The following is a 12717-nucleotide window of genomic DNA, read 5'->3' on the forward strand; positions in this document are numbered from 1 at the left end:
GCAATCTAAAAAACTAACCAAACAATTCCAATGATTGCTCGATCTTACACACTGTAATAAAATGTACAGTGGGGCCAATCATCCTACATCTGATATTGGCCAAATTTCTTACTTAAACGGCCTTAATCAACACATCTGCCAAACGTTCGGCCACATAATCAACCTGTTCAGGCTTCAATAGTACAACACCGACACTCAATCTGTCCGCAGCACCATCCCTTCCTCTTCTTATATTGGTTACTATACTTGGATTTTCAGCTTTTAAGGCATCACTAACCTCTTTGGGGCTCATCTTCACCTTTTCTTCATCCCAGCTTACCAACATACTTGGAAAAGCATTTGCGGGACCAGGACTTACATGGGTCTCACCACTCACGGTCTCAATAGTTGTTATCTTTGTTTTGATACGCTCAATACGATCCAACCAATCTTGCCATTCCTTCTCATGGTCCAGTTCCAAATAAGCCTTAAGGGCGGCATACATACCAAAAATCTCCTCTTTGTTGACTTTCATGGGCCTACCTATTGGAGCTTCATGCGGGCTATGGTTGAATTTAGCCGCTTCAATAAGGTCTTTTCTACCAAAAAGAAGCCCGGCACTTTGTGGCCCCCTAATCATTTTTCCTCCTGAAAAAGTGATTAAATCAAAACCAATTTTTTGAAACTTGAACAAGTTCTCCTTTGGGGGCACATCAGCAGCAGCATCAATGAACGTAGGTACATTATGGCGCTTGGCTATGGCCACAAATTCCTCGTGTAAAATTGGGCCACTTGCTGCATTGAAGTACAAGGCCATTACCGTATTCTCATTGATGGCAGCTTCCATTTCCTCCGCACCATCGACCTCTACAATCCTGGCTCCTGCCGTAGGAATTGCTTGATCAAAAACATATCTATGGCTTTTCTGCATGATAACTTCCGGACGTGGATCTGGAAGATCGGGTAATTGCCTTCTTTTCTTCAGGTCCATGCCCGTTATGGTCGCAGCGGTACCCAATACCATGGCACAGGCCGCACCGGAGGTTACCATAGCCGCTTCCACGTTGAGCATTTCAGCTATCTTTTCCCCTACCTTGTCCTGTAGTTGGTACATATTGGCAAAATCATGGGCGGTGGAGTTAATGGCCGCCATAACCTCTGGACGCATCAACGAGCCCGATAGAAAGGTCATGGTAACCCCCGCATTGATTACCGGGGTCACGCCCAGTTCCTCAAAAAAGTTCCTGGTCGCTTCCTCTGTTCCAGCTCCTGGGTCGGTCTTGCTGAATTCGCAGGCCGATACCATACCGGTACCTACCAATCCACCTACTACCGGAACAGCCGATAAGTTTTTCAATAATTTTCTCCTTGTAATCATTTGTTATTGTTTTTGGGTTATTCCAATTCCATGATACGTTCCACTTCCTCCCAATTGTACTAAAAAGACAGTGACCGAGTGCCACAGAACTCCCTCTGGTGGCACCCATCACTGTTCAACTTATTTTAGTTTTCCTCTGTCAGTAAAAATGGACCAATTACCATCCTTGTCGTTGAACAAGGTTTTCATTGGTATCTATTTCTTCCTGAGGCAATGGATAATATCTGTTTCGCTCTGCATAACCGTTAGGGCCCAATACATCTTGAGCCAATCCCCATCTTCTCAAATCATTGAAACGATGGTACTCAAAGGCCAATTCTACTTGTCTTTCATGTACAATGGCATCGAACAAAGCTTCCTTGGTCCCAGTGGTGCCGGCATCCAACAAAGGCATTCCTACACGGTCCCGAACCTCGTTCACCGCATCACGGGCATCATCTCTCATATCCAACTCATTGGCAGCTTCTGCATACATCAACAAAACATCTGCGTATCTGATAGCTGGGAAGTTGGTTCCTCGGTTGTTCACATACATTACAGGGAACAAGCCTTTTTTCAGGTTATATCCTGTAGCGGACCATACCGATTGATAGGTATCCAAATTAAGACTCTCCGTGCTCAGTTCAGGAGCAAAAACATCTCCATCAATGAAGATGGATTCGTTGAGCCTTGGATCTCCATCTTCAAAAGCATCAACAATAGATTGGGTAGGCAAGTGATTTCCAAAACCTCCATTAACCTGTGGATTATTGTAAGATACCCTTAGTGTACCAACATCTCCTTCACCCACTTCGGCAAACTGGATTTCAAAAATGGACTCTACATTGTTCTCATTGTTGATATTGATGATATCCCCAAAGTTCTCCACCAAGTCATATAATTCTGAATCTATGACCTCACCTAGCCAAACTTCGGCTTGCTGATAGTTTTCATCGTACAGGTAGACCTTTCCCAAAAGGGCCTGGGCAGCTCCTTTGGTGGCCCTACCCAAATCTGAAGCCCCATACACCTCGGGAAGCACTGCCTCGGCATCAATCAAATCCTGAATCATCACTTCATAGATGGCAGCTCTGGTCGATTTGGCCACAAGGGCATCAGAAGGCACATCAAAAGGCTCTGTGAACAGGGGCACATCTTCCCACAAGGTGGTCAAGTGCCAATAATAGAACGCGCGTAGAAACTTGGCTTCTCCCACAAACCTAGCCTGAAGGCTTGCATCGATTTCTTCCATTAAAGGTACTTCCTTGATTACTGTATTGGCTCTAAAGACTCCTTCATATAGCTTTCCATACACATCCATTAGAATACCATCAGCAGCTGAATAGGTAAAATCATTGAATCCATAGCCACCAGTGTTGGTAAGGACGGTCTCGCCTGTTGGGGGATCGTACAACTTTGCCATGGTGTTCGAATACAATTCGGTGGTCTGTAGGGTCGCATAGATTGCATTCACCCCTTGTTCCGCACGCTCAGCAGAGTTAAAAAATCCGTCAACTGGAATGGCATCTGGCGGAGTTTTATCCAAAAAATCTTTTTCGCAACTGCCTAGAGATAAAGCCAAGCAGCTAAGAGTGAGTATTTTATATATATATTTCATGATCTCTATTTTTTTTCGATTTATTTTCCTCGGTTTCCTACAATCCTATTTGCACGCCCATTTGTATGGTTCTAGGCAAAGGGTAAGTTCCCGTATCAACCCCTACTGCAAGAGGATTCAAATCGTTGGTCGCCCAACCAGATCCACCAAGTACATCAGGATTATATCCTGAATAATCGGTAATGGTAAACACATTTTGGGCGCTTAAATAAATCCTGGCATTGGTCAGCCCAACGGAATCCAAGATGCTCTTTGGGAATCTATACCCAACCTGTATGTTGCGTAATTTCAGGAAAGAGGCATTTTCAAGAAAACGTGTGGATGGACGCGTGTTGTCGTTAGGGTTTCCACGTACTGCCCTTGGGAAGGTATTTGTGGAACCTTCACTGGTCCAACGGTTCAACGTAGTGGCCATTTGTCCGTGTTCACCGTCCATACTTTCCAAATATGCTCTTTGGCTATTGTATAGCTCCTTTCCTGCAATTCCTTGAAAGCTCAAGCTCAGATCAAAGTTCTTGTAAGACATGCTTCCGTTGATACCGTAACTGAAATCAGGAAATGGATCTCCTATCACCTTTCTATCCGCATCGGTAATGGCACCATCTCCGTTCAAGTCTTTGAATCTTACGTCTCCAGGTGCTGCTCCAGGCTGTGTGGCATGGCTGGCTACTTCTTGATCGTTCTGGAAAATTCCATCGGCAACATAACCATAGAAACTGGACATGCTCTCTCCAACTGTGGTACGGGTAAAGGTTCCATAGTTATAGGCGTTGTTCACCAAGTTGATGATGGATGTAGTTCCATCTCCCAAACTGGTCACCTCATTCTTAACTGTGGATAAATTAACCGATACCTCATAGTTGAAATCCTCACGATCTTTTCTATATCCCAACAAGAACTCAAAACCGGAGTTTTTGATCCCTGCGGAATTCTCATATGGGCCCGAAGACCTATCAATACCGGTGGCCACCGAAATCGGGGTACGCAACAAAACGCCATCGGTATCCTTAACCCAGTAATCCGCGGTAAAGAAAATAGATCCGTCCAACAATCCTAGATCAACACCTACGTTGGTCTGTGTTGTGGATTCCCATTTCAAGGCGGGATTACCCAAGCTTGTGACCGCTGCAGCAGCAGCTATACCTTGACCTGATCCTAAAATATACCTTGGTGTGGTATCAATGGTGGTCTGGTTCACATAATTATCATTGGTATCCTGGTTACCCAATTTACCCCAGCTTCCCCTTAACTTCAAGTTGCTGATGGCCGGTATGGCGGACATAAAGTTTTCCCTGGAAATGTTCCATCCCAAAGCTAAGGATGGGAAATTACCGAACCTGTTCTCACTACCAAATCTTGAAGAACCATCACGACGGAAAGTCGCTGTGAACAAATACTTGTCCAAAACGGTGATGTTGGCCCTTCCCAAATAAGATCTCAATGCCCATTCGGACTCATTCCCTTGAAGCGTGAAGCTTCCTGTTCCTGCATCGATTACACGTAGTTCGTTGCTGGGGAATTCGCGAATTGATCCACCGATGTTGCTATAAAAAGCATTCTGTTCGGTGTATCCACCCAATAGAGATAGGGAGAAATCTTCGAATTGCTTGTCATAGGTCAAAATATTCTCAACCAAATACTCGTAAGATTCGTTCTTGCTCTCCGTTAATTGCTGAACAAGATTGGTCCTGTTTTCCATTTCAAACTTGGGCACATACAATTTTGATGTATTGAAACCGGCATTGATACCCAAATTCAAACGATATTTCAAGTTAGGAATGATTTGATACTCGGCATACAAGCTTCCCAAGATTTTATTGATGGTGGTATAGGTACGTCTAAAGTTCCTTCTACCTACAATATTCTCACGGTTGTTCCTGCCAGTTTCGGCAGCATTGGGACCGGCATACCCTCCAAGGTTTCCTTCCCTAAAGATGGGCATCGTTGGGGACGCTCCCAAGAGGTAAGCAAAGTCCAAGTTGTTTCCTTGACCCATGTTTAGACCCAATCCCCTACTTAGGTTGATGGATTCTCCAATGGTCAGTTTTTCTCCAATCTTGAATTCACTCTTTACCCTAGCGGTGTATCTTTTAAAGTTACTGAACACCATGATACCCTCTTGATCAAAATACCCACCAGAAACAGAATACTTGGCATTTTCACTACCTCCAGATATAGACACGTTATAGTTTTGTATCGGAGCAGCCTGATAGGCCGCCTTCTGCCAGTCAGTATTTACGGTTATGCCATCAGGGTTGGCAAATGCAGGTTCAACTGTTGCTCCTGCTGCGGCGGAAGCATCAATATTCAATTGGGCATATTGTCTAGAGTTCAACATTGGAATGAAATCCGTAAACTCTTGTATACCGTAGTAGCTGTCTATAGTTACTTTGGGCTTACCACTTTTACCTGCTTTGGTGGTGATCAATACCACTCCATTGGCAGCTCTTGATCCATAAATGGCAGAGGCAGAGGCATCTTTTAAGATATCCATGGACTCAATGGAATTGGGGTCTATGGAGTTCACATCGGTAACGTTTACCGGCATACCATCCACAACATATAGTGGACCGGTATTTCCAAAAGTACCCATACCACGCACTCTTATCTGTAAAGGCGCGCCGGGCTCTCCCGAGCTAGAGGTAATTTCAACACCGGGAATCCTTCCCTGAACGGCTTCGTTGATATTGGCAACAGGCTGTCCTTGTACATCATCCGAGGAAACAGATGAAATGGCTCCGGTCAAATCACTTTTTCTCTGGGTACCATACCCTACAATCACCACCTCATCAAGACTCTGTGCATCTTCCATCAAGGTCACATTTAAGGTAGTGGCGGTTCCTACGGCAATCTCTTGGGTAGAGAATCCCAATGAACTGAACACCAACACGGCGTCAGGACCGGAAACTTGTAGCACATAGTTCCCATCGAAGTCGGCCGCGGTACCATTAGTGGTCCCTTTTTCTATGACCGAGGCTCCAAGAATAGGAACTCCGTTGCTGTCTACAATAGTCCCACTAATGGAAATCTGAGGAACAGGTTGTTCCGCATTGGCCATAGGGGTTTTTCCAGAAAAGACAGGCTGCACGGGTCTGTTGCTCTTCAGTACAATCTGGTTCTTTACGGTTACAAAAGAGATATTGTCCCCTACAAAGATTTTGTGCAACAAATCTTTAATAGGTATGTTCTTCACATTGATGGTCACCTTTTTGTTCACATCAACTTCACCTGTTTTGTAAAAGAATTTGAATTTGCTTTGGTTCTCTATCTGGCCCAATACCATTTCAATAGGGGCGTTGTTCACACTCACCGTCACTTTTGTGTTCTGGGAATATGAGCTCGCATGGAGATTGAACAAGACACATATAAATAATAAGATCGAAACCTTCAATGTTCGGTTCTTGTTTAAAATGTTTTCCAAAAAACAGGAAAACCAATGGTTGTTTTTCATAATTTTGAGAGATTTTGATTGATTATTAATCCTTCAGTTAAAATCATTTTTTAGGGGAACGTGGCCGCGTTCCCTTTTTTTTTGAGTCAGTTTGTTTTAATTCATTGGCAAGTGGGTTTTTAGTTGGGTTGATTAATTATCACTTTATTATCTTGAATGTAGTAGTCAAATCCGGCACTTTCCTTGAAGGTATCCAATAGATCAATGATGGTTTCGTTTCCAAACTTACCATTGAATCGTATGGGATCCAGTTCTGTATAGGCATTGTTGATCTCTACATTGTATCTTCTTTCAATTTTGTAGACAATTTCTTGGAAAGACTCATTGTTGAAAATCAACCTTCCTTGTCTCCATTCCAAGTAATCGTTCACATCCACCTCCTCAACAGCAAACCCGTTGGAGGTCAAAGATGCTTTTTGCCCAGGAACGATGACTTGGGATATTCTTCCTTCTTCTTCCTGCTGCTTATCCGACACAGAAACGCTTCCTTCAACCAGTACGGTAAAAGGTTCGGTGCCTTTATATGAGCTTACATTAAAATGTGTTCCTAAAACCTGGACATCTATATCATTGGCCTCAACCAAAAATGGGCGCTTCTCGTCTTTGGCCACCTCAAAATAGGCTTCGCCATCCAAGAATACCCTTCTTTCCTGACCTGGAAGAAAGTTGACTGGAAATTTCATGGAAGTGCCCGAATTGAGGTGCACCAAGGAACCATCCGAAAGTACCAACTGAAATGTCTTTCCATGGGGTACCTTTATCTCATTATACACCAACTCCTTAATGGATTCATTGGCATTGTACACAATCTTGTTCCCCACTTGGGTAGCAAATACTTTTCCTCCTTGGGTCGAGAAGTTCTGCTCTGAGTTCACATTGAGTTTCTCGGTGGTATTGTCACCCGTACTAAGAACAACGGCACTGTCTTCAATGATCAATCCTGGATTTTCCACTGGTTCTTGGGACAACCAAACATAGGCCCCTGCAACAAGTCCAACAAAAATGGCCGCGTATTTAAGGGTATTGGCCCGTTTTCTCCTGCGTGACATGATCTTGAGGCGTCCTTGAATTTCATACCAAGCCTTTTCAATGTCTTCATCTCCCTTGGTACCCAAGGCCCAAATCTTCTTTATTTCCATGAATGCCTCCTTGTTGCTTGGAGAGGCTTCTATCCATTCAAAAATTTGCGCCACCTCGGCTTCGGAAGCTGCTTCTGATAGGTATTTGGTTATCAAACGATATTCCATTGAAAGTCTTTGGTGTTTGTAGTAGGTACACGTCAAACACTTTCTACCCTATATGACAGTTAAGTTTTTTTTAAAAAAGCGTTAAAAAAATTAAAATAAGAATGTAAGGGATGTAGCTGGCGAGCCTCAATTTAAGGAATTTGAGCGCCCGGGTCATATTGGCCTCCACTGCTTTTAGGGTGATGTCCATTTCTTCAGCTATCTCCTTGTTCTTCTTGTTCTCCATGCGCTTCTTCATAAAGATCTGCCTACATTTTTCAGGCATCTCGGCAATGGATTTTTCCACCAATTCCTCAAGTTCTGAAAAGGTCATGGAATCAAACTTTAGAGAATCCAGGATTTCCATGTCCAGTAATCTTTCCTTTTCTTGAAGTTTCAAGGATTCATATCTTCTCTTAACTTTTTTATGACGAAGCAAGTTCAAACAATCCGTCTTGGCCGACGTGAACAAAAAAGAACGGATACCCCCTATTTTAATGATTTTATCCCTGTTGGTCCACAATTTGATAAAGGCATCCTGGGAAACACTCTTGGCCTTATCCCGATCACCAATGAACTTTTGGCTAAATCCAACAATGTCGTTAAAGTATTTATTGAAAAAAAACTCAAAAGCACGGTTGTCCCCTTTTTTAAATTGGGAAAACTGAAAGTCCTCTGCGCTATAAAAATCTTTTTTCATTTTCTGGCGATAGAAACAATAGGGGGAAATACTTTTAATGTCGCTTATCCGAACTGTTGGATTTGGATGCCTTCAAGTATGTTCGCTATGCATCCACTTTTTTTCTATATTAAGCGTATCATCAAGTACATCACCGCCAATTCTTGAAAATTCCTGTAAATTTTCAAATTTTTAACGATATTCTTTGGGTAAAATCCTAAAATTACAATGTTTTTTTGTGATATTTCAAAACAGTCGTGTTTCTGGATTCCTCTTTAACCGCTTTTCTCTAGCAAAATCAAGAATTTCGCTAATATAACTTATTGTCAGTCATTTTTCTGATATTTATAAATTGCAACTAACAAGCATGCTTTTATTTACTTGATTTACAGAAACATATGATATGTTAAAAGACAAACCCGCTTTGAGTTTTAAAAGTTTTCTATTTTATGAAGGCTGGTTGAAAACATATCATATTTATTAATTCTATATTATCATTATATCACTCTTGCGTTATTTCTATAGCTTTTTAATTACGGATACCACCATTGTTGCACACCGAGAATCTTTTATTGATTATAGAAAATAAAGAAAAGGGAATACGCAACTTAATGTACAATTTGAACCTTTATGTGCTATTTTTATAGAAGACCCTCAATCCAAATTAAAAGTCCGTTATGATCATCAACCGTTTTGATACAACTCCTTCCGTGCTGAATACCTTTATTGCAGAAATACGAGATGTGGGGGTGCAGAAAGATGCCATGCGGTTCAGAAGGAACATTGAACGGATTGGTGAGGTTTTGGGATATGAAATGAGCAAGACCCTTACCTATCGGGAAAAGGAAATTACCACACCTTTGGGTTCCAAAAAAATTCTTGGCTGTACTGATCAACTGGTTCTTTGTTCAGTACTCAGGGCGGGGTTACCCTTACATCATGGCATTCTGAACTACTTTGATGCTGCCGAAAATGCATTCATCTCGGCATACCGGCACCATCCCAACAATTCGGATGATTTTGAAGTGGTGGTAAAGTACTTTGCCGCACCTTCGTTAGAAAGTAAAGTATTGGTATTGACCGACCCCATGTTGGCCACGGGAAAAACCTTGGAAAATGTACTCAATGTTCTAAAAGAACATGGTACGCCAAAAAAAATCCACATTATCTCTGTAATTGGTTCCAAGGCCGGAGTTGAAAAAGTGAAAGAAGTCTTTCCTAAAGATACCCATTTGTGGATTGCTGCCATTGACGATAAGCTTTCCAGCAGAGGCTATATAGTGCCTGGTCTGGGTGATGCGGGTGATTTGAGTTATGGAATCAAATTATGATGCCCTCGCCCAAGGTGTCAAAGTAAAATCTCAACGGTTTCATGGAGTTTAGGAATATGGGTGTGCCATCCGAACACCTCTTCAATCTTGGCCTTGAAAATGGACATGGTCTCGGTTTCCCCATGTATGAGGAACACTTTTTCCGGTATGTTGTCCACACCTTTAAGCCAGTGCAACAATTCTCCTTGGTCCGCATGGGCCGATAAACTTTCCAAATGCTGTACACTGGCCTTGATCGGCACATACTTTCCAAACATTTTCAATTCTTGTGCGCCCTCCAACAAATCCCTGCCCCGGGTTCCTTCGGCTTGGTACCCCACCAGCAATATGGAAGTGGATTCCATATCCGCCAGTTGTTTGATATAAGTAAGCACCCTCCCTCCTGTGACCATGCCACTGCCCGCAATGACAATCTTGGGCCTGGGATCATCTATGGTTTCCCAGGTTTCCCGGTACGAACTCACTAAAGTAACATGGTTGCACATGTTATGGTATTCTTCCGGGGCGAGCTTATGCCATTTGGGAAATCGACCAAAAACCTCCAATACATTTATTCCCATGGGACTGTCCACAAAAATGGGAATGTTGGGGATTTTGTTCCTGTCATAGAGCTTCCACAATACGTACATGAGCGATTGTAATCGTTCCACTGCAAAAGATGGGATGATCAAGGTGCCCCTCCTTTGTATGGTCCGTTGGATAAGTTCCCGTAAAATAGTTTCCAAGTCTTCTTCTGGATGCTTTCTATCCCCATAGGTACTTTCCACAAAAAGATAGTCGGCCCATTGTGGCCGCTTGGGCGGGTCTAGCAGGTCGTCCTTTAGACGCCCCACATCCCCAGAGAAAACCAACTTTTTACCAAAAAGGTCTATTTCAATAAAGGTTGAACCAATGATATGGCCATTATACCTAAAACGTACCGAACAATGGGGTGAAATCCCTATACTTTCCTCTTCCTCTATACTTTTAAAGAGTTTCAAGGTGGCCACTACATCATGTTGGTCAAACAACGGAAGTGCCGGGTCGTGCTTGCTGTATCCTTCCTTATTGGCCCTTTCGGCTTCTTCTTCCAGTATTTTGGCACTGTCTTCAAGAATGATCTTGGCAATCTCCAAAGTGGGCGCCGTTCCCAAAATGCTTCCTTGAAACCCCTGCTTCACCAATAGGGGAAGATATCCACAGTGATCTAAGTGACCATGCGTTAACAGAACCACATCAATCTGGGAAACCTCAATGGGCAAAGGTTCCCAGTTCTGTATCCGAAGTTCCTTGTTCCCTTGAAACATGCCACAGTCCACCAGTATCTTGACCTCATTGGTTTCCAAATAAAACTTGGAGCCCGTTACCGTGCCGGCAGCACCCAAAAAATGAATTTTAAGTCTTTCCATATACTAAATCTGGATGTGACACAGGGATTGCATTTCTTTGATAATCCTGCTCTTCCTCCCATTGGAAATCCCCAAATGGTCCAAATAAAAGCTATCTTCCAGCAATTGCTTGCACAACACAACATCCCTGTTCAACAAGAACTGTTTTTCTTTTGCGGACAGCAAGGTGGAGACCGTGATGGGATATAACCTTAGCCTGTCTATCCTATCCTTCAGTCCATTCCCAGAGGGATGGTCCCAACTCAACAAGTTCAATCCAGCACACTGACCATATTGGAGCGCATCTGTGGTGAAACGGGTGTTGGTGACCACCCATCCTGCGGTCTTTTCATACTCCTTTTCCTTTTCCGATTCAAGCGGTCCTTTGACATCATGGTATCTGGAAGCAATATACAGCGGCACCTTTACATTGCACTTAAGGCCATCCTCACCATGAAACTTACATTCAATGATATTCAAGATCCCATCTTTACGAGCCAATACATCTATTTCGTGGGACACACAGGTGCCCTGCACCATCTGCCCCACTTGGGTGGTGTATCCCGAATAGTACAAAATGCCACTTATAAACCGTTCAAAGGGAAATCCCGTGGGACCCAGCTCATAAATGGCCTTCTTCAATTTATATTTTGAAGCACAGACCGATTTAGCCTTTTTGAGCATGGCAAATGCCCTGTTGTAGATTTCCTTGGTGGAAATCCCCGGATAGAGTTCATCCATGACCACGCTGACGATTTTTTTCACCAAGGCATCGTCAGCTCCACTGGCTTTTAGTGAATTTTCCAGCTTTGTAACGGAAAACTTGGTTTTCTCCCCTGTGGATTTTATAATATCGAACTCCTGTTTTTGCATACTCTTTTTGATGTGGACAAGCTTCCATAAATATCTTGAAAATATCTTTACCCGTCAATGCAATTGGAGTCTAATTCCGTTACGAATTGGGCATCAATTTTTGGATCAGCTCCTCTTTCCGTCTTACAGCGACTTCAACCTTGGTTCCATCGGATAAGACCACATACCCACCCTTGCCCTTGATATAATTGTCCACAAAGGAAAGGTTCACCAAATGGGACTTGTGGGTCCTGAAAAATGCATCCGTATCCAACAGCCCCTCAAAATGTTTCAAGGTCCTTGCGGCAGTTATCCGTTTGTTCGAGGTGGTATATATATGGGTATAATTGCCGTCTGACTGCAACCTGATGATATCTTTCACATCTACCATGGCGAACCCATCCATGGTGGGCACCGCTATTCTTTTGGATGTTCCGGCCCCGTCCTTGAAGTTATGGAAGAGCACATCGATTTTCTGGGAAGTCTCCTTTAATTTTTTGGCCTGCTGTACCCTATTGACAGCTTCTTTCAAATCATCCTTGTCTATAGGTTTTAACAGATAATCTAATGCTGAAAATTTAAACGCTTGCAGGGCATAGCTATCGAAGGACGTAGTGAATATGAGTTCAAAATCCATGGTGTCCAACTGGGAAAGTAAATCAAACCCGGTCACATCTCCCAAATGCACATCCAGAAACAGGATGTCCGGCCCAAAGTTCCCTATCTGCTGTTTGGCCTCCTCCAACGTTTTGCAACATGATACGATCTGGATTTCCTCCTTGTGTTCCTGCAAGAGTTCTTCCAAACGGTTGATGCAATGTTGTTCGTCGTCAACGATAATAGCCTTTAGCATACTT

9 protein-coding genes are annotated in these 12717 nt (G+C 43.1%); 1 reads left to right on the forward strand and 8 read right to left on the reverse strand.

Annotated features, from left to right (window positions below; translation table 11 throughout):
* Window positions 1-112: 112 nt before the first annotated feature.
* From ACP14V_RS10155 to ACP14V_RS10175, 5 genes are all read right to left on the reverse strand, one after another.
* Window positions 113-1357: an aminotransferase class V-fold PLP-dependent enzyme gene (locus ACP14V_RS10155; protein WP_272610425.1), complete on the reverse strand. Its 1245-nt coding sequence runs from the start codon at window positions 1355-1357 to the stop codon at window positions 113-115.
* 157 nt (window positions 1358-1514) lie between these two features.
* Window positions 1515-2954: a RagB/SusD family nutrient uptake outer membrane protein gene (locus ACP14V_RS10160; protein WP_136566994.1), complete on the reverse strand. Its 1440-nt coding sequence runs from the start codon at window positions 2952-2954 to the stop codon at window positions 1515-1517.
* 37 nt (window positions 2955-2991) lie between these two features.
* Window positions 2992-6405: a TonB-dependent receptor gene (locus ACP14V_RS10165; RefSeq protein WP_136566995.1), complete on the reverse strand. Its 3414-nt coding sequence runs from the start codon at window positions 6403-6405 to the stop codon at window positions 2992-2994.
* Between the two features lie 119 nt (window positions 6406-6524).
* Window positions 6525-7652 (reverse strand): FecR family protein, encoded by a 1128-nt coding sequence (locus tag ACP14V_RS10170; RefSeq protein ID WP_136566996.1) that lies wholly within the window; start codon window positions 7650-7652, stop codon window positions 6525-6527.
* A 70-nt stretch (window positions 7653-7722) separates the two neighbouring features.
* A complete protein-coding gene (locus ACP14V_RS10175) occupies window positions 7723-8331 on the reverse strand; it encodes an RNA polymerase sigma-70 factor (RefSeq protein WP_136566997.1) in 609 nt (202 codons plus the stop codon).
* A 656-nt stretch (window positions 8332-8987) separates the two neighbouring features.
* Here ACP14V_RS10175 and upp point away from each other — a divergent pair.
* Window positions 8988-9641, forward strand: coding sequence for a uracil phosphoribosyltransferase (gene upp / locus ACP14V_RS10180; protein WP_272610426.1), 654 nt, complete (start codon window positions 8988-8990; stop codon window positions 9639-9641).
* A gap of 17 nt (window positions 9642-9658) precedes the next feature.
* On the opposite strand, the gene ACP14V_RS10185 is transcribed toward upp, so the two are convergent.
* The 3 genes from ACP14V_RS10185 to ACP14V_RS10195 form a co-directional block, all read right to left on the reverse strand.
* Window positions 9659-11029, reverse strand: a complete 1371-nt coding sequence (locus tag ACP14V_RS10185; protein ID WP_272610427.1) for an MBL fold metallo-hydrolase RNA specificity domain-containing protein — start codon at window positions 11027-11029, stop codon at window positions 9659-9661.
* 3 nt (window positions 11030-11032) lie between these two features.
* Window positions 11033-11881 carry an ATP cone domain-containing protein gene (locus ACP14V_RS10190; protein ID WP_272610428.1) on the reverse strand — a complete coding sequence of 283 codons (849 nt, stop codon included), beginning with the start codon at window positions 11879-11881 and terminating at the stop codon, window positions 11033-11035.
* 79 nt (window positions 11882-11960) lie between these two features.
* Window positions 11961-12713 carry a LytR/AlgR family response regulator transcription factor gene (locus ACP14V_RS10195; RefSeq protein ID WP_272610429.1) on the reverse strand — a complete coding sequence of 251 codons (753 nt, stop codon included), beginning with the start codon at window positions 12711-12713 and terminating at the stop codon, window positions 11961-11963.
* Window positions 12714-12717: the final 4 nt, after the last annotated feature.

Origin of the sequence: Flagellimonas alvinocaridis (assembly GCF_965248585.1) — a bacterium.
GTDB classification, from domain to species: domain Bacteria; phylum Bacteroidota; class Bacteroidia; order Flavobacteriales; family Flavobacteriaceae; genus Flagellimonas; species Flagellimonas alvinocaridis.